The sequence below is a fragment of the Kribbella sp. VKM Ac-2569 genome, assembly GCF_004216905.1.
Taxonomy (GTDB): Bacteria; Actinomycetota; Actinomycetes; order Propionibacteriales; family Kribbellaceae; genus Kribbella.
On record NZ_SGXJ01000001.1, the window covers coordinates 1,994,299 to 2,015,196 of the forward strand.

The following is a 20,898-nucleotide window of genomic DNA, read 5'->3' on the forward strand; positions in this document are numbered from 1 at the left end:
CAAAACCCCCTCCAAACGGCCATTTTCGACCGTTTGGAGGGGGTTGTGCCTGCGTGGCGGTTCGCTCAGTAGCGGTAAGCCTCAGCCTTGTACGGCCCCTCGACCGGAACGCCCAAGTACGCGGACTGCTCCTTGGTGAGTTCGGTGAGCTTGACGCCGAGGGCGTCGAGGTGGAGGCGGGCGACCATCTCGTCGAGGTGCTTCGGCAGCACGTACACCTCGGTCGGGTAGTCGGCGGTCTTCACGAACAGCTCGATCTGCGCCAGCACCTGGTTGGTGAACGAGTTCGACATCACGAACGACGGGTGCCCGGTGGCGTTGCCCAGGTTCAGCAGCCGGCCCTCGGACAGGACGATGATCGTGTGGCCGTCCGGGAACCGGAACTCGTCGACCTGTGGCTTGATGTTGACCCGCTCGACACCGGCAGTCTTGTACAGCCCGGCCATGTCGATCTCGTTGTCGAAGTGGCCGATGTTGCCGACGATCGCCTGGTGCTTCATCGCCGCCATGTGGTCGGCGGTGATGACGTCCTTGTTGCCGGTGGTGGTGACGAAGATGTCGGCGATCCCGACCACGTCGTCCACGGTCGTCACCTGGTACCCGTCCATCGCTGCCTGCAGCGCGCAGATCGGGTCGATCTCGGTGACGATCACCCGGGCGCCCTGGCCGCGCAGCGACTCGGCGCAGCCCTTGCCGACGTCGCCGTACCCGCAGACGACCGCGACCTTGCCGCCGATCAGTACGTCGGTGGCGCGGTTGATGCCGTCGATCAGCGAGTGCCGGCAGCCGTACTTGTTGTCGAACTTCGACTTGGTCACCGAGTCGTTGACGTTGATCGCCGGGAACAGCAGCGCGCCGGCCTTGTGCATCTCGTACAGCCGGTGCACGCCGGTCGTGGTCTCCTCGGTGACCCCCTTGATGCCCTGGCCGATGCCGGTCCACCGCTGCGGGTCCTCCTGCAGCGTGCGGGTCAGCAGCGTGAGGACGACGGCGTACTCCTCGGAGTCCGCGGTCGACGGGTCCGGTACGGCGCCCGCCTTCTCGAACTCGGTGCCCTTGTGCACGAGCATCGTGGCGTCGCCGCCGTCATCGAGAATCATGTTCGGACCCTCAGCGCCGGGCCAGTTCAGCGCCTGCTCGGTGCACCACCAGTACTCCTCCAGCGTCTCGCCCTTCCAAGCGAAGACGGGGACACCGGCGGGGGCTTCGGGCGTACCGTCGCGGCCGACGACGACCGCGGCTGCGGCGTGGTCCTGCGTGGAGAAGATGTTGCACGAGACCCAGCGCACCTCGGCACCGAGCGCCGTCAGCGTCTCGATCAGCACCGCGGTCTGGATCGTCATGTGCAGCGAGCCCATGATTCGCGCGCCGGCCAGCGGCTTGCTCTCGCCGTACTGCGCGCGCATCGCCATCAGGCCGGGCATCTCGTGCTCGGCCAGCCGGATCTCCTTGCGCCCGAACTCGGCCAGGCCGAGGTCCGCCACCTTGTAGTCGAAGGTCATGCCGCTCCCCTGAAGACAGTGATTGGTTCGTGCTGAGCCTAGAGCGCCGAGCCACGCGGTTTGATCGCTCCAGGCGCATTTTTGACACCGAAATGTCAAGATTGATGCTATGCGCATCACCGAGGCCGCTCGCCAGCTGGGTACCACTCCGCGCATGCTGCGCTACCGGGAGGCACTCGGGCTGCTCCCCCGCTCCCGTTCCGAACACACGGCGCAGCGCCAGTACGACGAACGCGACCTGGCCGCCGTCCAGCTGGCGCTCGATCTCGAACGCCGGTACGACGTGACGCCGGCCGCGCTCGCCTTCGCGCTGAGAGCCCTCGCCGAACCGTCCGTGGCCGCCGACATCCGCAACCTCGGCTACCGCACCGGCCGCCTCACCGCCCCACCCACCCAGGCGCAGATCGACCGCGACCGCGCACTCAGGTGGCTGGGACGTTCCGGCGTACTGCCCCCGAAACCGCGTTAACTGCAGACCGCTGCGGGTTTGCGAAGCCGCAGGGCGAACAGCAACGTCAAGAGGATCCCCGCACCGATCACGAACACGGTGGTACGGATCCCGTCCGCAGCCGCCAGCCGCAGCTCTTCACCAACAAGCCCCGACGTGTGCGCGTTGGCCACCAGCACCAGTACGGCGAGCCCCACCGACGCACCGATCCCTGAGCTGGTCGACACCAGGCCCGACGCGACCCCCTGCTTCCGGTCGGACACCCCGGTCGCCGCGGCGATGAACATCATCGTGAACACTGCGCCGTCCCCGATACTCACCAGCACCAGGCCCGGTACGAGCACGACGTACGACCCATCGGCCGACAGGCCGAGTCCCAGCACCACCGCTCCGGCAGCTCCGACCGCCAGCGCGGCGAGCAACGTACGACGCAACCCGAAACGCGTTACCGCCTGCCCAGCGATCGTCGACCCGGCCACGACCACCGCAGTGGGGAGCAGAAAGCCCAAACCGGTCTGCAACGGGTCGTACCCACGCACGTCCTGGAAGTAGACGGACAGGAAGTACAGCAGCGACCCGAACGTCGCCATGAACAGGAACGCGATCACCAGCGCCACCACGAGGACCCGGTTCCTCAGCAGGTTCGGTGGAACCAGTGGATCCGAACTGCGCCGTTCGATCCTGACGAAGGCCACCAGCAGGACAACCGCGACCGCGGTGGTCCCGACGAGGACGGTCCAGTCGAGCGCCGGACCTTGCACCAGCGTGAACACCAGCAAGGTGACCGCGCCGGTCGCTGTCAGCGCCCCTGGCAGGTCGAACAACCGACGTACCTCCGGACGCCCCCGATCGAGCAGCGGCACGGCCAGGAGCAGCGCCGCACCGACCAGAGGCAGGTTGACGAAGAACACCGCCTCCCAACCGAACAACCGAGTCAGTGCGCCACCGAGCAGTACGCCGATCACCAGACCGGCCGCCCCGGACCCACCCCAGATGCCCAGTGCGCGGTTCCGATCGCGGCCCTCCACGAACATGGTGTTGATGATCGCCAGCGTGCTCGGGAACACCAGTGCGCCCCCAAGTCCCTGGACCGCCCGCGCGCTCAACTGCCAGGCCGGTCCGGTCGCCAGACCACCGGCCAGCGACGCAACGCCGTACAGCGCGAGGCCGGTCATCAGCATCCGCCTCCGCCCGAGCACATCCGCAGCACGACCGCCGAACAGCAGGAAGCCGCTCGAGGCGATCGCGTAGGCGCTGATCACCGACTGCAGGGTGTGCGCGGAGTATCCGAGCTCGCGCCCGATCTCCGGGAGTGCGACCACGACGATGTACTGATCCAGCGACACGATCAGCATCGCGAACGACAGCAGCGCAAGCGCCGCGGACTTCTTCCGGTCCATGACTCCTCCTCTGGAATAATCCGAACTGTACGGGACAGTTCAGATGAACTCAACCGTTCAGTTCAGATATTTGCTAGACTCCTGGACATGGCGAAGTCAGCTCCGCGTGAGCTCACCGGTGACCGGGCGGCGCGCAAACGGGAGGCGATCATCCCGGCCGCGCGGGCCGCGTTCGTGCGGGACGGGTTCGATGCCGCGGTGGACTCGATCGCGGCCGAGGCAGGCGTGTCGAAGGTGACCGTCTACAACCACTACGGCACCAAGGAAACGCTGTTCATGGCCGTCATCGGCGACGCGCTCGAGGGTGCGCTGGCCGAGGTCATCGCCGGTACGGCGCAGCGCCTGGCGGAGTCCGACGACCTGCGCGCGGCGCTCAAGTGGACTGCGAGCGCCTGGGTCACCAGCATGACCCAGCCCGACATGCTGGCGCTCCGTCAGCTCGTCACCAGCGAGGTGCGGCGCTTCCCCGAACTCGGCACCGCGTGGCGCGAGCACGGGCCCGACAGAGCTCGCCCCACCCTCGCGGCTGCCTTCGAGCGCCTGATCGCGGCCGGCCGTCTGACCATGCCCGACGTGGACACCGCGATCCTCCAGTTGTACGCCCTGGTCCTCTACCCGCACCTGGTCCACAGCACGTACGGCGCCACCCTCGACGAGCGCACCACCGGCAAACTCATCGACACCGGTGTCGAGATGTTCCTGCAGTACTACGCGTACCGGGATTAGTGCGAGGGGGCCTCGGGTACGGCGGGGCGTTCGTCGGGGACGTGGTTCTCCACGTAGACGTCGGGCTCGAGGTAGATGTGCCGGCTCATCGGCTCGGCCTCGCGGATGGCGCGTTCGGCCGCGTCGATGATCTCCGCGACGACGGCCGCGTCGGTGGTCGGCTCGACGCCGAGCTTCGCGGCGACCAGGACCTCCTCGGGACCGAGGTGCAGGGTCTTGATGTGGATCAGGCGCTGCACACCCGCGGTGTTCTCGATCGCGGCGACGATCTTCTGCTGCGCCTCGCGGGTCGCGGACTCACCCAGCAGCAGCGACTTCATCTCGATCGCCAGGAAGATCGCCACGACGACCAGCAGCACGCCGATCGCCATCGAACCCAGGCCGTCGAACACACCGTTGCCGGTGACAAGCGTCAGCACGACGCCGATCAGCGCCAGCACCAGACCGGTGAGCGCCGCGAAGTCCTCCAGCAGGATGACCGGCAGCTCCGGAGCGCGCGCGTTCCGGACGAAACGCACCCACGGAACCGGCCCGCGGACCTTGTTCGCCTCGACGATCGCGGTCCGGAACGACAGGGTCTCCATCACGATCGCGGCCACCAGCACCGCGACCGGAACCCACTTCCAGTGGTCGATGCCGTGCGGGTCGTGCACCTTGTGGTAGCCCTCGTACAGCGCGAAGAGACCACCCACGCTGAACAGCACGATCGACACGATGAACGAGTAGACGTACCGCTCCCGGCCGAACCCGAACTGGTGCAACTCGTCGGCCGCCCGCTTGGCCCGCTGGCCGCCGACCAGCAGCAGCACCTGGTTGCCCGCGTCGGCGAGCGAGTGGATCGCCTCGGCCAGCATCGACGCCGACTGGGTCAGCGCCCAGGCGGCGAACTTGGTGACCGCGATCCCGGTGTTCGCCAGCAAAGCCGCGACAACGGCCTTGTTCCCGCCACCAGCCATGGTTGTTCGAGTCCTCCGGAAAAGAGTTCAGCGTGCGGACACGACGAACGCCGTGCCGGAACCACGCAGGGTACAGGGTCCTTCGGTTCCCGAGGCGAACGCCGACTGCCCTGCGGACAACGTCACAGCAGATTCTTTGCCGCCGGCATCGATCGCAGCATCGACTGTCCCGTCGACGCAGCAGACGATCCGCGGCCCGGCGCCGTCCAGCGTGCGCTCGCCTGGGTGCTCGTCCGGCGCCAGATCGACACGGTGCACAGCGAAGTACTCACAGCCCGTCTCGTACGTCGCGACGCCGTCGCCGGCCGTGGTCGCGGTGAGCACAGGATCGGCGAGCGGCTCGAAGTCCACCACCGAAACCAGCTCCGGTACGTCGACGTGCTTGCTCGTCAGCCCACCGCGCAGCACGTTGTCCGAGTTCGCCATCACCTCGAACCCGAGCCCCCGCAGGTACGCGTGCACGTTCCCGGCCGGCAGGTACACCGCGTCGAACCGCTGCAACCGCACCCGGTTCAGCAGCAGAGCCGCGAGTACGCCGGGGTCGTCCGGGAAATCCGCGCACAGCCGGGACATGGTCTCGCGCTCCAACGCGAACGCGTCACCGGTGTAGGTGTCGATCGCGAACCCCAGCGCGGCGACCAGCGGACGGATCGCGTCCCGGTCACGGCTCATGAAATCGGTGAACGCCTCGCGCAGCTTGCCGTTCCGCAGCAGGTCCGTCAGCTCGCCGAATCCAGCGGGTCCGAGGGCGTCGAGCAGCGCGACCGAGCTCTCCAGCGGCCGGAAACCGACCAGTGCGTCGAACGGCTCGAGCGCGATCAGGATCTCCGGTTTCGGCCAGGCGTCCTTGTAGTTCCGGTCCGCGGCATCCCGGGGGATCCCGTCCGCCTCGTCCCGCGCGTACCCGTCGATCGCCTGGTCCCGGGACGGGTGCGCCTGGATCGACAACGGCTGCGCGGCCGCGAGCAGCTTCGCGAGGAACGGGAACCTGCCCTCGAACCGCTCGGCCGTGTCCGCGCCCAGTACCGCGGCCGGGTCGGCGGACACCACGTCGTACAAGGTGTCGCCGTTCGGCAGCACCGACGGAGCGGACTCGTGTGCGCCCATCCACATCTCGGCCTGCGGCTCGCCGTCCGGCTGCACCCCGAGAAGCTCGGGGAGGGCGGTCAGCGAACCCCACGCGTAGTCGCGGATCGTGTTCTGGAGTGGGACTACCACGCTGGGTCCTCCGAAGGAATCCCTGGCTCGGTCGGGTCGTCGCCGGTCGCCGTACCGTAGCGGCCGAGGCCGATCCCGAGGTACGCCGCGGCGTACCGGCCGTGCTGGGTCAGGGCGGCGTACCGGGCGATGTCCGTGCCGTTGGCCTGCGTCACCGTATGGACGCGGACGTCGTGCGCCTGCGCCTTCTCCTCCAGCTTGCGGCGGTTCTCGGCGACACCCGGGTCGTCCACACCGTCGTCCAGGATGATCAGAGCCGGCCGCAGCTCCTCCGCCTTGTCGAACGGGTCCGCGAACAGGTCCCGCGGCGGCTGGTTGAGCACCGGCAGCAGGTGACCGGCGTCAGCGGCCAGAGCGGGACGACCGCTCGCCAGCCGCAGTGCCTCGACCACACGCCGTGCTGCCCGTGCTGCGAGCACCGAACCGCCCCACACCAGTGGCAACGCGTCCGCGAGCACCAGCGCGAGGTCCTTGGCCTGGTTCGCCGTGGCGTCCTTGTTGGGCGAGCACTCGATCGCTACCTCGTCCAGCATCGACGCGACCGACTTGTGGTCCACCTCCGGCCCCAGCTCCATCTGGTGCAGCGCCTGCAGTACGGCGACCGCGGACGCCAGCTGGTCGTCCGACTGGGACGGCAGCCGGATAGCGTGCCGCAGACCGGCCGAGGCGATCGCTACGGGTGAGTCCTCCGGCGCGGCCACCATCAACCCGCAACCACGTCGTACCGCTTCGCCTGCGGCCGAGACCGCGTCGAGGTCCTCGGAAGCACCGGCGAGTACGACGACCAGGTCGAGCGGACCTGCCCAGCCGGGCAGCCCCGGACCGGGCCAGGCGAGGAACGGAACCGGGCAGACCGGCTCCAGCACGGCCCGGACCAGCCGGGCGTCCAGTCCGGCCGCCACCACAGCGCGGGGGCGGAAGCCGTCGGACTCGACCTTGGCCAGCACGTCCTCGGACGCTTCCAGCTCGGCGCGGACCCGGGCCCCGGCCATCGCGAGCCGTCGCAGCAGGTGGTCCGCCGCCCGGAGTGCGGCCGGATCGTCCAGCCGGGTGTCGTCGAAGACGCTCATCGGCTCTCCGTCAGCTCTCGGTCGCAGCGGTTTCCCGGGTGTCCCGGGCCTCGTCGATCAGCAGCACCGGGATGTCGTCACGCACCGGGTACGCCAGCCCGCAGGCGGCGTTGGTGCAGATCAGCTCGTTCGCCTCGTCGTCCACGCGGAACTCCGAGCGGCACTTCGGGCAGACCAGGATGCTCAGCAGGTCCGGGTCCAGATTGACTGCCATTCAGTTCTCCTCCACCGATGCGCCGGTGATCAGGGCCAGTACTTCGTCGCGGACGCGTTCCATCTCCGGCCGGTCCGCCGCCTCGACGTTCAGCCGCAGCAACGGCTCCGTGTTCGACGCACGGACGTTGAACCACCACTGTCCCGCCGACACGGTCAACCCGTCCAGATGGTCGACGGTCACGCCCTCGACGCCAGAATACGTATCTTCGATCGCCGCGACGGTCGCCGCCGCGTCCTCGACCTTGTTGTTGATCTCGCCGGACGCGACGTACCGCTCGAACTCGGCGAACAGTTCGCTGGCCGGCCTGTCCTGCTCGCCCAGCGCGGCGAGGACGTGCAGCGCGGCCAGCATGCCGGTGTCGGCGCGCCAGAAGTCGCGGAAGTAGTAGTGCGCGGAGTGCTCGCCGCCGAACACCGCGTCGGTCTCGGCCATCTTCTGCTTGATGTACGAGTGGCCGACGCGTGCGCGGACCGGCGTACCGCCGTGCTCGGTGATCAGCTCCGGGACGGCCTTCGACGTGATCAGGTTGTGGATGACGGCCGAACCAGGATGCTTCGCGAGCTCCCGTACGGCGACCGCGCCGGTGATCGCGCTCGGTGAGATCGGGTCGCCCTTCTCGTCCACCACGAAGCAGCGGTCCGCGTCGCCGTCGAAGGCGAGGCCGAGGTCGGCGCCGGTCTCGCGGACCTTGGCCTGCAGGTCGACCAGGTTCTTCGGGTCGAGCGGGTTGGCCTCGTGGTTCGGGAAGCTGCCGTCGAGCTCGAAGTACATCGGGACGATCGTCACCGGGCCCTCGGAGAACACGGCCGGGACGGTGTGGCCGCCCATGCCGTTGCCGGCGTCGACGACCACGGTCAGCGGCCGGATACCGCTCAGGTCGACCAGGTGATGCAGGTGGTCGGCGTACGCGGTCAGAAGGTCCTTGTGGGTGACGTGGCCCGGGGCGGAGGCGGTCGCCGGGCCCTCGGTCAGGGCCTTGGCGACCAGGTCGGCGATGTCGCGCAGCCCCGAGTCGGAGCCGACCGGGGCAGCGCCCGCGCGGCACATCTTGATGCCGTTGTACTGCGCCGGGTTGTGGCTGGCGGTGAACATCGCGCCGGGCAGGTCGAGCCGCCCGGAAGCGAAGTACAGCTGGTCGGTGGACGCGAGGCCGATGTCGATCACGTCCGCGCCGGTGCTGGCCACGCCCTCGGCGAACGCGGCCGCCAGCGCCGGGCTGGACGGCCGCATGTCGTACCCGATGACGACCGCGCCAGGCCCGCCGAGCACGTCCAGGACCTCGACGAACGCAGCCCCGGTCGCCCGGGCCACCGACTCGTCCAACTGGTCCGGCACAACCCCCCGGACGTCATAAGCCTTGAAGATCCCCGCAACATCAACCATGCACGGACCCTATCCGGCCCACCGACCAACCCGTATCTCAGCCTCGATCCCCGCACCGCAGGCAACAACTGGGCATCGTTGTCAGCCGGCGTCCTGACGCTGCACCTCTGGTTTCGTATGTTCGGTCCTTGGTCACCGAGCGGCGTGGCCTGGCGGCTGGGGGGTGGCCAATGACGTTCTTGCGGCAGGCGCTGCGGTACCGGAGGGCCCAAGGCCTGGTCCTGGCCGGGATCAGCCTGTTGATCGGCACGTGCGCGGCGTTCGCGCCCTGGTTCGCCCGGGCGGTCGAACAGACCGTCACGACCGAGGCCTTGACGCACCAGTGGAACTCCGCGGCCTGGCAGCTCAAGACGACCCCGTCGACGGCCGTCGGCGGACCGGCCGAAGAGACACCACCGGAGGACCTCGCCCAGCTCGTCCCGGCCGACCTGAAGCCGCTGTTCACCCCACCGGTGTACGGACGGACCGCCGTAGTGATCTGGGGTCTCGGCAACGCCAGACCTACCGTCGAGGGCCGGGTGGTGTGGCGGGACGGCTACTGCGCCCAACTCGAACTGACCGCCGGCCGGTGCCCCCGCGCCCCCGGTGAGGTCGCCGCATCGTCAGCGGACGCGAAGAACTTCGGCCTGGCGGTCGGGGCGACGGTCAGGGCCCAGACCGCCAGCAACCCCGAGCGCAGCCCGCTCCGCGTGGTCGGGATCTACCAGGCGGACGCCGAAGCCACCTACTGGTTCGGCCGCAGACCGACCGGGAACTCGCGGCAGGCCAGCGACTCCCAGCCTCCGCTGGGCGACTTCCTGCTCGCCGAGCGTGGCACCCTGTCCGCAGGGCACTGGGACGCCTACTCGACGCTGGACACCCGCCCGCAGCCGGGAATCGCGCGAGCCGACGACCTGGATCGGATCCGGCAGGTGACCGATCAACTCGAAGCCCAGATCGCCGAACGCGGCATCGACGCGCGGAACGGCTCAGGACTGATCGGGGTCATCGACGGCATCCAGACGGAGCGACGGCAGGCCACGACGATCATCCCCCTGGTGATGGTGCAGGTAGCCCTGTTCGGAGTGGTCGTGCTGGCGCTGGCGCTGGCCACGGTGGTCGACCAGCGCCGACCGGAACTGGGGGTGTCGCGACTACGCGGGTCGGGCGCCAGCTCGACCGGCCGGGCGCTGGCCGCCGAGCTGAGTGTGCCCGTGCTGCTCGGTACGTTGGCCGGCGCGGCGGCCGGTTTCGCAATGCTCCTCGCCGTACGAGCGGCCTGGCTGGGCGGAGCAGCGCCGCTGGAGGTGCCGTGGACGGTTCCGGCAGCGGTCGCCGTGGCGGCTCTGGCCGGGCTGACGGTCGTCGCGCTGTCGGTCCGCACCGTCGTCCGCCGGCCGATCTCCAGCCTGCTCCGGCGGATTCCGCTCCGCGGACGCCACCGCACGATCGGCCTGATCGATCTCACCGTCATCGTCGTCGCATCGGCCGGACTGGTGACCGGACTGACCAGTGGTGGACGAGGCCCGCTCCCCATCCTGACCCCCACCTTGCTCGCTCTGGCAGCGGGACTCGCCTTCGCACACCTGCTCCTGCCGGCCGCGGGGCTAGTCAGCCGGTATGCGCTGCGCAGGGGGCGGCTCGGTCTCGCGCTCGGCGCTCTGCAGGTAGCCCGGCGCCCGGCCGTGACGCGGCTCGTCGCCGTGGTCGCCGTCGCGACCGGCCTGGCCTCGTTCGCCGGTCAGGCGGCGTCGGTCGCCGATCGCAACCGGGACACCCGGGCCGGCTACGAGACCGGCGCCGAGGCGGTACTGGCGATCGACCCCGCCAACCTCGGCGTCTTCACCGCGGCAGCCGACAAGGTCGATCCGGAGCGGCGGTGGCTGACCCCCGTCGTACTCACCAGTCCGCCGTCCGCGGAGAGCCTGCGCGCCGTGCTGATCGAGCCGGACAGCTATCGGCGGATCGCCTTCCGCGGCGATCGGCTCACCGATGCCGAGGGCTTCCGCAAGCTCCAAGCGCCCACGGAGCCGAAACCGATCGAGCTGACCGGTCAGCGGCTGACCGTGACCGCCGACGCCGGCGCGATGACGTCGTACGAGCCACCCGCCGGTGACAACGTGGTTCCTCCCCCCGAGGAGCCGGCCAAGTCGGTGGTCCTGCAGGCGACGGTGGTCAACCAGCGCAGCGGGGGGCGCTATCTGGTGGCTTTCCCGCCGATACCGCTGGGTCGCGGCGGCCCGGTCACGCTGAGTACGGCGCTCGGCTGCCTGCCGTCCTGTCAGCTGCTCCGGCTCGGGGTGTCCCGCGAAGTGGGTGACACTGCCGGTGTCAAAGGCGAGATCGCGATCAGCCGCCTGGCAACCGACACCCAGCAGTCGATCCCACTGGGCCGGATGCAGGACTGGACGAACGGCTCGCAGGCGGGAGCCGACCAGGGCAGCATCGCGGCCAGGAACGCGCCGAACGGGCTGGCGCTCGACGTGACCAGCCTCGGCGGCGAACTGAACGTCCAGTACGCCGCGATCCCCACGCCGGTGCCGGCGCTGGCGAGCCCGGACGCCGTCGGCGACGCTCTGACGGTGCCCGGCCTCGACGGGATCTCGATCCCGATCGCCAAGCTCGGCAACCCGCACATCCCGGTGCCGCGCCACACCGACCGGGTCGCCGTCCTCGACCTGGAGACCGCCCGCCGGGTCGGCGGGGGCGTCGACCGCGCTTCGACGGAGTTCGAGCTCTGGCTCAACGCCGACGGGCTCGCGAACGTCGGCAAGATCATGGACGGCCTGACCGCGGCCGGGGTCACCCCCACACTCGTCGACCGGCGGTCGGACCGGATCGACGGATACGGGCGCTCCGCCAGCGCACTCGCGCTCCGGCTCACTCCGGTCGTCGGACTCGCCAGCTGGGCCCTCGCGGTCGTCGTGCTGCTGCTGATGGGCGTCAGCTCCTGGCGATCCCGGGCCCAGGACTACGCGAGTCTGCGGATCAACGGCGTACCGGCGAGCACGACCGGAGGGGCCGCGCGCTGGGAACAAACCGGACCGGTCGCGCTGGCAGCGCTGCTCGGGTCGGCGTGCGGCATCGTCGGCGCCCACATCGCGCTACCGATGTTCCCCCTCTTCGCGGAAACCTCCGAACCGTCGCCGATTCCGCTCGACCTGGCGATCAACTGGCCCGGAGCGGTGATCCTCTGGCTGGCCGGCACCGTCGTGCTGACCGCGACAACGCTGGTGCTGGGCACCGGCGTGAACCGGCGGGCGGGCTACGGCCGGATCCGGGAGGAACTGTCATGACCGGACTGGCGATCAGCACCAGCGGCCTGGTCCACATCTACCGGAGCCAAGGCCATGATGTCGCCGCCCTGTCGGGTATCGGGATCACTGTTCGGCCCGGTGAGTTCGTCGGTCTGCTCGGCCCGTCCGGCGCCGGCAAATCCACACTGCTTCAGCTGTGTGGTGGTCTGCTGACGCCGAGCGCCGGGCGCCTGCAGATCGGCGAGCACAACCTGACCACGATGACCGAGCCCGAGCTCGACCGGATGCGCGCCCGTGACGTCGGCATCGTGTTGCAGGGAGCCGGGCGCAACCTCATCCCGTACCTGTCGCCCTTGGACAACGTCCGTTACGCACAGCGCGCCGCGTCTCACGACCGGTCCTTGCCGACGCCGGAGGACGTACTCGAACTGGTCGGTCTGACCGACCACGCCCGTACTCCGCTGCCCTCGCTGACCCCCGGGCAGATCCAGCTCTGCGCAGTGGCAGTGGGGATCGCGACGTTCCCCGGCCTGCTGCTGGCCGACGAACCCACGAGCCAACTGGATCACCGGGCCCGGGACGAGGTTCTTGCCGCGATCTCGACCGTCAACAGCAGCACCGGCATGACGGTCCTGCTGGTCACCCACGACCCCGAGGTCGCTGCGTCACTCCCCCGCACCGTCACCATCCGCGACGGGCGGATCGCGTCCGAAGGGCGCAGCGGCGAGGAGTTCGCGGTCGTCGCCACCGATGGATCGCTGCCGCTGCCGCCGCACGTCGCCGGGTTGCTGCCACCTGGAACCCTGCTCCGCGTCACCACCACCGAGGACGGCGACGTTCGCCTGAGCCCTGTACAGCAAGAAGGTCAGTCGTGATCACGGTCACCAACCTCACCGTCGCCTACGACGACCTGGTCGCGGTGGCGGACGTTTCCCTGCGGGTGCCGCCCGGGTTCGTCCTCGCGGTCAGCGGGCCGTCCGGGGCCGGCAAGAGCTCGCTGCTGTGGGCCATCGCCGGCGCGATCCGGGCGAGCTCCGGCCAGGTCGAGGTGGACGGTCTCACGATCAGCGACCGGCCCGCCGCCGCGGCGCACGGCGTCGTACTGATCCCGCAGGGCAACGGCCTGGCCCGGGTACTGACTGCCCGGGAGAATCTCGCCCTGCCGCTGCTCGCCCAGCGCACCGACCCGGAAGCGGTCGACCGGCATGTCGAGCAGGCACTGGCCGATGTCGGGCTCCAGGACAGCGGCGACCATCTGGTCGAGGAACTGTCCGGCGGCGAGCAGCAACGCGTCGCCGTCGCCCGTGGACTCGCCCAGCAGGGCCGCGTCATCCTCGCCGACGAGTCCACCAGCGAACTCGACGGCACGAACCGTGAACGAGTCCTCGACCTCCTCCGCCGGGAAGCCGGCCGCGGCGCCGCGGTGATCATGGCGACCCATGACCTCAACGTCGCAGCCGGCGCAGACGGCCACGCCACCATGGACGAAGGCCACCTGACCTGGCAGCGGAACCTCTGACAGGTCAGGCCTTCTCGAACCAGCCCGGGTTCTTGCGGTGGTGGACTGTCGGCAGCTGGCGGGGGCTGGTCGGTGCGGCCCACTTGGCGGCGTTGGCGAGGATCTGCTGGACCTCGGGCTGGTGGTACGTCGGGTACTCCTGGTCGCCGGGGCGGAAGTAGAAGACCCGGCCCTGGCCGCGGCGGTAGCAGCAGCCGGAGCGGAACACCTCGCCGCCGGAGAACGAGCTGACGAACACCAGCTCGTCGGGCTGCGGGATGTCGAACAGCTCGCCGTACATCTCCTCGCGCTCGATCACCAGCGGGTGCGGGACGCCCTGCGCGATCGGGTGCCCGGCGGCGACCGTCCAGATCAGCTCGCGGTCGTTCTCGGCCCGCCAGTCCAGCGAGCAGGTGGTGCCCATCAGCTTGATGAAGATCTTGCTGAAGTGCGCCGAGTGCAGCGCGATCAGGCCCATCCCGGACAGCACGTGCTGCTGCACCCGGTCGACGATCGCGTCGTCGACGTCACCGTGCGCGGCGTGCCCCCACCAGGTGAGTACGTCGGTGTCCGCGAGCACCTCCTCGGTCAGACCGTGCTCGTCCTGCTGCAGCCACGCCGTACGGACGACGACGTCCTGGCCGAGCTTGTCCCGCAGCGCCGCCGCGATCGTCTCGTGCATCGTGTCCGGGTAGACCTTGCGGACCGACTCGTCGCGGCCCTCGTGGACGTTCTCGCCCCAGACGGTGACGCGAATGGGTCCGTCATTTTGCTCAGTCATTGAGCACAACCTCTCGTCCCGCCTTCGCCGAGGCGTAGCAGGCGTCGATGATCTCGGTCCGCAGCAGTGCCTCGGACCCGTTCTGGCCTTCCCAATCACCGCTCTTGACGATCCGGACGAACTCCCGCACCACGGCGCGGTGGCCGAGCCCGGCGCCGGTCGCCGGCTTCACCTCGGCCGGTACGCCACCGACGTCGGTGAAGATCCGCAGGGTGTCCTCGTTGGTGTAGTTCTGGACCTCGATCTTGGCGCCGCCGTCGGTGCCGAACAGCTCGATCCCGAAGTTGTCGCCCGGCGCCCGGAACGTCGCCCAGCTGGTCTCCAGCTGCAGCGCGCCGCCACCCTTCAGGCGCAGGTACGCCGTGGCCAGGTCCTCCACCTCGAACGCCGATCCGAGCGTGTTCGCGTTCGGGTCGCGGCTGCCCTTGCCGCGCGGGCCGAGCTCGGCGAACGTGTCCGCCGACACCGTCGCGACCTGCGGCTCACCCATCAGGTGCAGCGCCATGTCGAGGATGTGGACGCCGAGGTCGATCAGCGGCCCGCCGCCGGACAGCTCCCGGTTGGTGAACCAGCCGCCCATCCCGGGGATGCCGTTGCGGCGCATCCAGTGCGCCTTCGCGTAGTAGATCCGGCCGAGCTGACCCTCGTCGATCTGGTGCTTGAGCGCCGCGACGTCACCGCGCTCGCGGTGGTTGAACACGACCTTCAGCACCCGGCCGGCCTGCTTCGAGGCCTCGACCATCGCGGTGCCCTCGGCCACGGTCCTGGCCAGCGGCTTCTCGGACAGGACGTGCAGACCCTTCTGCAGGGCCGCCAGCGCGATCGGGGCGTGCAGCTGCGTCGGCGTACCGATGCTGACCGCCTCCAGCCCCGGGGTCTCGAGCAGGTCCTCCCACTTCTCGTACAGATGCGGTACGCCGTGCTTCTCGCCCAGACTGGTCAGGGTGTCCTTCTCCAGGCCCGCCAGGCCGATCACCTCGACGTCCGGCAGCTCGGAGAACGCCTCCAGCGCCGTCCGCCCGGCAAAGCCCAGTCCTATGACACCGACCCGCAGTTTTTGATCGTTCACAGACACGATCCTCTCCCGATGACAACGAAGGTCACAAACCTCGATCCACAGTACGGAACAGGTTCGAACACCGCATCAGGGAGGGTGTGTGTGTCAGTCGTCGTCTGTGTCGAAGTCCGGGTCGATCTGTTCGGGGGACAGTGCCAGGACGTCGGCGAGCTCCAGGACCAGGGCGGAGCGGACCAGCCAGGCCAGGCCGGCGCCGGAGCGTTCGGCGCGGAGCTCGATCGGGCGCCGGAAGACCACGATCCGGTACGGCTCGTGCGACGTACCGCCGGTGGCATGCGTGAGCGGGATCTCGGTGGCGTCCAGGTCCAGGTTCGGCACGTCCTCGATCGCGAACTCGACCCTGGCGACCACCTGCGGCAACCGTTTCTCCAGCCGCGTCACCTCGATCGCGACCACCTCGTCGAACTGCGCGGCGGCGGACCGCTGCAGCGGCAGACCACGCGGCGCGAACTTGCTCGGCCGGCTGATCGGGCCGAGCATTCCGCGCCCATGGCGGTCGATGTGCCGTTGATGACGGCGAGCCTCGGTCACGCGCTCAGCCTAGTGGGCGTAATGTCTGGTCGTGAGCATCGCCAGGATCTGTTCGCGCGCCGGATGTCAGAAGCCTGCCGTATCGACGCTCACCTACGTGTACGCCGACTCGACCTGCGTCCTCGGTCCGCTCGCGACGTACGCCGAGCCGCACTGCTACGACCTGTGCGCCGACCACGCCGACCGCCTCACCGCTCCGAACGGCTGGGAGGTCATCCGGCTCGCTCCGGATCCCGCAGCAGCCGGTCCGTCCTCCGACGACCTCGAAGCCCTGGCGAACGCGGTCCGCGAGGCAGCACGTCCCCTCCCCCGCCGCGAACCTGGTGCCGGTACGCCGGGCGCCCCGGTCGAGGTAGCCCGCCGCGGCCACCTGCGGATGCTGCAGGACCCCGGCGCCAACACCAACGAGGGCTGACTACCTCAGTGCGGCGCTGACGTCCGGCTGGGCGCCCAGCTGGGCGCGGAACACCAGGGACGTCGTCAACGGCCATGCGGCCACCTGCGGCACGTCGTTCTCGGCCGGCTTGGCAGCCGGCATCAGCGTGACGCCCGCGACCACAGTCCCCCGCGTCTGCTGAACCATCAGGTACGTCGGCCGCGGCTGCGCCGGGAACGAGATCTGTGCCGTGGCGCCACCGACCACGTCCAGCGCCCGCGTGGTCAGCACCCGATCGACCGCGTCCCGCAACTCGAACTTCACGCTGCCGGTCTTCCCCGGCGCGGTCACCTGCAGCACAGCCGGCTGCTTGTGCGCCGGAATGACCAGGTACGCCGGTCCGGTCAGCGCCTCCGCCGACCCGATCGACGAGAACTCGGTCCGGCTCGCGTCCGTGGACCGCACCGACGCGGTCACCGGCTGGTCCGACGTCACGGTGATCGCGCTGGCGTCACCGTGCAGCACCGAGTCGAGCATGAACGTCTTCACCGATCCTGCCTCGATCTGCACGGTCTCCAGACCGGCCGGCTTGAACGGCCCGTTCGGCCCGTTCACCGTCAGGCTCGCGGTGGCCTGCAGGTCGGTGGGGTTCGCGACCGACAGGATCCGCAGACCGGCACCGGGCGCCACCGCGGGCACGAACACCTTGGTCGCGGGCGCCGCCGAGGTGTTCAGCCAGTCCACACCGGCCGGCTGACTGCCGTTCGACGCGTTGGACCGGACGGCGGCCGCTACCCGACCACCTGTCGATTCCACGTGCAGGGCGATGTCACGCAGGTTCGGAGCGATCTGCTTGAGGAACAGCTCGGTCGTGCCGAGTGCCGGGACTACGATGCCCCGGGCCGCGGGCAGGTCCTGCGCACCGGTCCGCGCGTACACACTGACGTTCACTTCCGCGTTGATGCTGTCCAGGTTGGTCAGCACCAGCACGTCACGCCGGTCGCTCGCACCGGAGGCTCCGACGAACCAGAAGTCCGAACCGGGCACCTGGCACGGCACGCTGGCCATGCCTCGGTTCACGCCGTCCTGCGCGGTCGTCGTACTCGTACCGACCGTCCCCGCGGCCAGCGGCCCGGTGCCCTTGATGGACAGCGGCTCCGGCTTGACGACCACCGCACTCGAACCGATCGTTCCGCGCTTCAACAGCGACCCGACCGGGTTCGACGTGGTCGGCAGCGGGGCGATCGTCAACGGGTCGGCAGTCCCCGGCGCAGTCGGCGTACCTTCGGGCAGCGTCGGTGCCACTCCGTTCACCACGCTGGTCATCTTGCCGCCGGGAGACAGCACCGGGCAGGACAGCGCCGTACGGTTCACCACTGTGCGGGCCGGCTCGGTGACGGCGGCCTGCGCTCGGGTGTCGGCCTTCTCGGGGTGGATGACCACTCCGATTCCGGCCAGTGCGGCCATGGCGACGACAACGGCTCCGATCCGGAGACGCGGGTCGGACAGCAACCGGGTCACCGGTCCCTCCTCGCGTGGGTGCCCTGCGGTACGGCGACGGTGCGGCGCACCGTCGGCAGACAGAAGATCAGTGCGAGGATCCAGCCGATCAGACCGAGGATGCGCCAGACCGTGTGGGTCTGGTCGACCAGTGGCGTCTCGCCCTTGATCTTCGACCGGTCGACCAGCCACGAGGCGTCGCCGTCGCTCGCACTCGCCCTGGTCAGGCCCGGCAGCGAGTCCAGCGTCGACTGCAGCGTCGGGTCCACCGGACCGGGCAGGTACACGTAGTCGATCGCGAGACCGGCCAGTTGCCGACCTTCCTCACCGCTACCGCCGCCACCGAGTGTTGCCAGGACGTCCGTGAGCGGTTTGGTCTGTGCCGCGGTCGGCGCCGCCTCGAGCGCCCCCATCCGCGGTCCGCCGTTCTTGACCAGCGAGAACCGCATCTGACCTTCCGGCGCCTTCCGCACCACCAGGATCGACTGGTTGTCCGGCGGGTCCTGCGAAGCGACCAGGTACGCCGGGAGGTCCTGAGCGGGACCACGCCACAACGGACCGTCGACCCCACGCACCAGCCAGAAGCCGGCCGTCACCACGGTCGTCAGCAACACAATCCCGAGCACGCCCTGGGCGATGATCTCGGTGGACTTGCCGACCGAGTCCCAGGCAACCGCGACGGTGATGATCCAGCCGGCAGTCATCAGGAACATCAACGGTCCGCTGCCACCACCGAGCCGGCTGGCAACCAGCGTCGCGGCCATACCGGCCAGTGCGGCGAACCAACCGAGCAGCTCGTACCGCTGCCGCGACTGACGCAGCAGACTGACCAGAGCCACCAGAATCAGCGGTACGGCGAACCACCACGGCGCCGGCGCACCGATCGGCGTACCGGTCAGCAGATGCGGCAGGCTGTCACCCGGACCGATCGCAGCGGTCGGCGGACCGCCCGCCTCCTGCCCCAGCTTCGAGGGGTGCTGCACCAAGTCAAGCGTCCACGGCAGCACGAGCAGCAGGCCCAGAACGACCGAGAACACCAACTGGCGTCCCTGCCGCCGCCATCCCAGCCCCAGCACCGCGCCGAGGACCAGGATGACGCTGACCAGCAGAGCCAATGCCGGCGTGAACGCGAACAGCACCGCCAGACAAATCCCCGCGAACCACGCTGCCCGCCAACTGCCCTGAACAACCACACGCCGCCGTCGAGCAACGGTGTGGACGGCCGCACCGAGCAGCGGCAGCACGATGGCCGCCACACACGTCCCGAGCCGCCCCTGCGTGATCGCACCGTTCGTGAAAACAGCCAGCCCGTACGCCGATGCGCCCCAGGCCCGCGCCACGCGGTCGACGACAAACGCCCGCAGCAACGCCCACGCGGCCAGACCGGCCAGTGGAACCGCGCCGAGCAGCAGAACGTTCGCCGCACCGGTCGGGCCGAACATGACCGTCGAGAACGCCCAGAACTGCGCTAACCAAGCAGGTGGTGTCACGCCCGGCGGAGCGGACGCTGCTGCATGCCACAACGCCGCAAGGTTCTCCTGCGCCGGCAGCAACAGGTTGGACCGGAGTACGCCGCCGCCGATCAGATCGCGGGCCGCAATTAGCGCACCAATCGCCAGTACGACCCACGCGATCAGGAACGGCCGCCGGATCAGCTGACGCCGCCACCTCGGCTGGTCGACCGCAACGCGCGCAGTGGACTTGGCTCGCCGGGCGGTCGTGACGACCTGTTCTTCCGGCTCGTCCGCCCAGGCTTCGCGGATCCGCTCGGAGATCGTGCTGGTCGTCTCCTCCAGGTTGTGCCGCAGTGCGTGCACGGACCGAGAGAACAGTCCCTTGATGTCGTCGTACGGGACCTGGTCGAGGCTTCGGCGGTTCTTGCGTGCCTGCGTCCAGCCACCGGCGAGGAGGGTGCCGAGCAACGCGGTCCACTCGTCGACGGCACCGGACGGTGTCTTACCGAGCAGGAACCAGATCGACCGCATCACGGTGCCGAGCAGGAACCGCAGGATCAGCAGCGGAAGCAGTTTGCCGGGAGCGTTCGCGAGAACGGTGTAGTACGCATGGGCGCGGTCGAGTTGGTACGCGTGCCGTCGGGTGCCGGCCAGCGCTCGCTCGCCGGTCGCCGCGGCCTGCGCGTGGTAGACGACCGCGTCGGGCGCGACCCCGACCTGGTAGCCGGCGCGGCTGGCGCGCCAGCCGAAGTCGATGTCGTCGCGGAACATCGGCAGGCGTGGGTCGAAACCGTGCAACGCCTCCCAGACGTCACGGCGTACGAGCATGCCGGCCGAGCTGACCGCGAGGACGTTCCGCGGCTGGTCGTGCTGGCCCTGGTCGAGCTCGCCGTTCTCGATGCCGGTGTCGCGGCGTCCGCCGAGCGAGGTGGTGACGCCGACCTCGAGCAGCTCCCGGTCGCGCGGCCAGAGCCGCAGCTTCGGGCCCCAGACGCCGGTGTTCGGCGCCATAGTGGCCTGGAGCAACAATTTCTCCAGGGCCTTCGGCGCCGGCGCGCAGTCGTCGTGCAGCAGCCAGAGCCACTCCACCACGGGCATGTGGCCGTCATCGCCGTACGGACCGACGGCACTCGGGATCGGCGCGAATCCGTGCGTCTCGAGACCGCGGGCGACCGCCATCCCGAACCCGGTGCGCGCGGAGACGCTGACGACCGGCTCCACGCCGGGCATGGCGGCGAGCAGTTCGGCGGTCTCGTCGGTGGATCCGGTGTCGACCGCGATCAGCCGGTCCGGGCGTGGGTTGAGCGCCCACAACGCCTCGGACAGCCGCGGCAGCCAGGCCGCGCCTTCATGCCCGACCACCACCGCGGTGACGACATGCCGGACCCGCTGACGACCCATCGGGTCGTCGATGTGATCGGTCGGGAAGTCGACGGAGTCGAAGAATTCCCAGCCGGCCGGGGCTTCTTGTTCCATGCGGAGCTGTGACACCTCGATGCTTGCGGACGGTCACCGTGACCGCAG

General features: G+C 69.6%; 18 protein-coding genes. 6 read left to right on the forward strand and 12 right to left on the reverse strand.

Annotation, left to right across the window (positions count from 1 at the left end; translation table 11 throughout):
* Positions 1–65 precede the first annotated feature (65 nt).
* Positions 66–1,502: an adenosylhomocysteinase gene (ahcY, locus tag EV649_RS09375; protein WP_130382467.1), complete on the reverse strand. Its 1,437-nt coding sequence runs from the start codon at positions 1,500–1,502 to the stop codon at positions 66–68.
* 109 nt (positions 1,503–1,611) lie between these two features.
* Here ahcY and EV649_RS09380 point away from each other — a divergent pair, with 109 nt between their 5' ends.
* The gene (locus EV649_RS09380; protein ID WP_130382469.1) at positions 1,612–1,971 is read left to right on the forward strand and encodes a MerR family transcriptional regulator; all 360 of its coding nucleotides are present in this window, start codon (positions 1,612–1,614) and stop codon (positions 1,969–1,971) included.
* Here EV649_RS09380 and EV649_RS09385 read toward each other — a convergent pair.
* Positions 1,968–3,350 carry an MFS transporter gene (locus EV649_RS09385; RefSeq protein ID WP_130382471.1) on the reverse strand — a complete coding sequence of 461 codons (1,383 nt, stop codon included), beginning with the start codon at positions 3,348–3,350 and terminating at the stop codon, positions 1,968–1,970. The two genes, EV649_RS09380 and EV649_RS09385, sit on opposite strands and share 4 nt — an antisense overlap.
* 87 nt (positions 3,351–3,437) lie before the next feature.
* Here EV649_RS09385 and EV649_RS09390 point away from each other — a divergent pair, with 87 nt between their 5' ends.
* The gene (locus EV649_RS09390; RefSeq protein ID WP_130382473.1) at positions 3,438–4,076 is read left to right on the forward strand and encodes a TetR/AcrR family transcriptional regulator; all 639 of its coding nucleotides are present in this window, start codon (positions 3,438–3,440) and stop codon (positions 4,074–4,076) included.
* Here EV649_RS09390 and EV649_RS09395 read toward each other — a convergent pair.
* Genes EV649_RS09395 through EV649_RS09415 form a run of 5 tightly spaced genes read right to left on the reverse strand, consistent with a single transcriptional unit; the run spans position 4,073 to position 8,920 of the window.
* Positions 4,073–5,032, reverse strand: coding sequence for a cation diffusion facilitator family transporter (locus tag EV649_RS09395; protein ID WP_130382475.1), 960 nt, complete (start codon positions 5,030–5,032; stop codon positions 4,073–4,075). The genes EV649_RS09390 and EV649_RS09395 overlap by 4 nt on opposite strands.
* Before the next feature lie 27 nt (positions 5,033–5,059).
* The gene (gene manA, locus EV649_RS09400; protein ID WP_130382477.1) at positions 5,060–6,250 is read right to left on the reverse strand and encodes a mannose-6-phosphate isomerase, class I; all 1,191 of its coding nucleotides are present in this window, start codon (positions 6,248–6,250) and stop codon (positions 5,060–5,062) included.
* A complete protein-coding gene (locus tag EV649_RS09405; RefSeq protein WP_130382479.1) occupies positions 6,244–7,320 on the reverse strand; it encodes an SIS domain-containing protein in 1,077 nt (358 codons plus the stop codon). Before EV649_RS09405 ends, manA begins: the two co-directional genes overlap by 7 nt.
* 10 nt (positions 7,321–7,330) lie before the next feature.
* Positions 7,331–7,534, reverse strand: a complete 204-nt coding sequence (locus tag EV649_RS09410; RefSeq protein WP_130382481.1) for a Trm112 family protein — start codon at positions 7,532–7,534, stop codon at positions 7,331–7,333.
* A complete protein-coding gene (locus EV649_RS09415; protein WP_130382483.1) occupies positions 7,535–8,920 on the reverse strand; it encodes a phosphomannomutase/phosphoglucomutase in 1,386 nt (461 codons plus the stop codon). It lies immediately after the preceding gene.
* 170 nt (positions 8,921–9,090) lie between these two features.
* On the opposite strand from EV649_RS09415, the gene EV649_RS09420 reads away from it, so the two are divergent.
* The 3 genes from EV649_RS09420 to EV649_RS09430 are packed head-to-tail and all read left to right on the forward strand — an operon-like array spanning position 9,091 to position 13,675.
* Positions 9,091–12,195 (forward strand): FtsX-like permease family protein, encoded by a 3,105-nt coding sequence (locus tag EV649_RS09420; RefSeq protein ID WP_130382485.1) that lies wholly within the window; start codon positions 9,091–9,093, stop codon positions 12,193–12,195.
* Positions 12,192–13,031: an ATP-binding cassette domain-containing protein gene (locus EV649_RS09425; RefSeq protein WP_130382487.1), complete on the forward strand. Its 840-nt coding sequence runs from the start codon at positions 12,192–12,194 to the stop codon at positions 13,029–13,031. The genes EV649_RS09420 and EV649_RS09425 overlap by 4 nt, the downstream gene beginning before the upstream one ends.
* Positions 13,028–13,675, forward strand: coding sequence for an ATP-binding cassette domain-containing protein (locus EV649_RS09430; RefSeq protein ID WP_130382489.1), 648 nt, complete (start codon positions 13,028–13,030; stop codon positions 13,673–13,675). Before EV649_RS09425 ends, EV649_RS09430 begins: the two co-directional genes overlap by 4 nt.
* 4 nt (positions 13,676–13,679) lie before the next feature.
* Here EV649_RS09430 and EV649_RS09435 read toward each other — a convergent pair whose 3' ends face one another.
* The 3 genes from EV649_RS09435 to EV649_RS09445 all read right to left on the reverse strand — a co-directional run bounded on the left by EV649_RS09435 (position 13,680) and on the right by EV649_RS09445 (position 16,044).
* On the reverse strand, positions 13,680–14,435 hold the full coding sequence (locus EV649_RS09435) for a ThuA domain-containing protein (protein WP_130382491.1): 756 nt from the start codon (positions 14,433–14,435) through the stop codon (positions 13,680–13,682).
* Entirely contained in the window at positions 14,428–15,504 is a 1,077-nt protein-coding gene (locus EV649_RS09440) for a Gfo/Idh/MocA family oxidoreductase (protein WP_130382493.1), read from the reverse strand. Before EV649_RS09440 ends, EV649_RS09435 begins: the two co-directional genes overlap by 8 nt.
* Before the next feature lie 93 nt (positions 15,505–15,597).
* Complete coding sequence (locus EV649_RS09445) at positions 15,598–16,044, reverse strand: metallopeptidase family protein (RefSeq protein WP_241997922.1); 447 nt, start codon at positions 16,042–16,044, stop codon at positions 15,598–15,600.
* A gap of 31 nt (positions 16,045–16,075) precedes the next feature.
* On the opposite strand from EV649_RS09445, the gene EV649_RS09450 reads away from it, so the two are divergent.
* Positions 16,076–16,459 (forward strand): DUF3499 domain-containing protein, encoded by a 384-nt coding sequence (locus tag EV649_RS09450; protein WP_130382495.1) that lies wholly within the window; start codon positions 16,076–16,078, stop codon positions 16,457–16,459.
* Here the strand turns inward: EV649_RS09450 and EV649_RS09455 are convergent, their stop codons facing one another.
* Both EV649_RS09455 and EV649_RS09460 read right to left on the reverse strand, forming a co-directional pair.
* Positions 16,460–17,941 carry a DUF5719 family protein gene (locus tag EV649_RS09455; protein ID WP_130382497.1) on the reverse strand — a complete coding sequence of 494 codons (1,482 nt, stop codon included), beginning with the start codon at positions 17,939–17,941 and terminating at the stop codon, positions 16,460–16,462.
* Positions 17,938–20,850, reverse strand: a complete 2,913-nt coding sequence (locus tag EV649_RS09460) for a glycosyltransferase family 2 protein (RefSeq protein WP_130382500.1) — start codon at positions 20,848–20,850, stop codon at positions 17,938–17,940. The genes EV649_RS09455 and EV649_RS09460 overlap by 4 nt, the downstream gene beginning before the upstream one ends.
* Positions 20,851–20,898: the final 48 nt, after the last annotated feature.

Excerpts from the sequence above, each read along its gene's own strand:
- ahcY (WP_130382467.1), bottom strand. The coding sequence starts at position 1,502 with ATGACCTTCGACTACAAGGTGGCGGACCTCGGCCTGGCCGAGTTCGGG.
- EV649_RS09380 (WP_130382469.1), top strand. The coding sequence starts at position 1,612 with ATGCGCATCACCGAGGCCGCTCGCCAGCTGGGTACCACTCCGCGCATG.
- EV649_RS09385 (WP_130382471.1), bottom strand. The coding sequence starts at position 3,350 with ATGGACCGGAAGAAGTCCGCGGCGCTTGCGCTGCTGTCGTTCGCGATG.
- EV649_RS09390 (WP_130382473.1), top strand. The coding sequence starts at position 3,438 with ATGGCGAAGTCAGCTCCGCGTGAGCTCACCGGTGACCGGGCGGCGCGC.
- EV649_RS09395 (WP_130382475.1), bottom strand. The coding sequence starts at position 5,032 with ATGGCTGGTGGCGGGAACAAGGCCGTTGTCGCGGCTTTGCTGGCGAAC.
- EV649_RS09405 (WP_130382479.1), bottom strand. The coding sequence starts at position 7,320 with ATGAGCGTCTTCGACGACACCCGGCTGGACGATCCGGCCGCACTCCGG.
- EV649_RS09410 (WP_130382481.1), bottom strand. The coding sequence starts at position 7,534 with ATGGCAGTCAATCTGGACCCGGACCTGCTGAGCATCCTGGTCTGCCCG.
- EV649_RS09415 (WP_130382483.1), bottom strand. The coding sequence starts at position 8,920 with ATGGTTGATGTTGCGGGGATCTTCAAGGCTTATGACGTCCGGGGGGTT.
- EV649_RS09420 (WP_130382485.1), top strand. The coding sequence starts at position 9,091 with ATGACGTTCTTGCGGCAGGCGCTGCGGTACCGGAGGGCCCAAGGCCTG.
- EV649_RS09425 (WP_130382487.1), top strand. The coding sequence starts at position 12,192 with ATGACCGGACTGGCGATCAGCACCAGCGGCCTGGTCCACATCTACCGG.
- EV649_RS09435 (WP_130382491.1), bottom strand. The coding sequence starts at position 14,435 with ATGACTGAGCAAAATGACGGACCCATTCGCGTCACCGTCTGGGGCGAG.
- EV649_RS09460 (WP_130382500.1), bottom strand. The coding sequence starts at position 20,850 with ATGGAACAAGAAGCCCCGGCCGGCTGGGAATTCTTCGACTCCGTCGAC.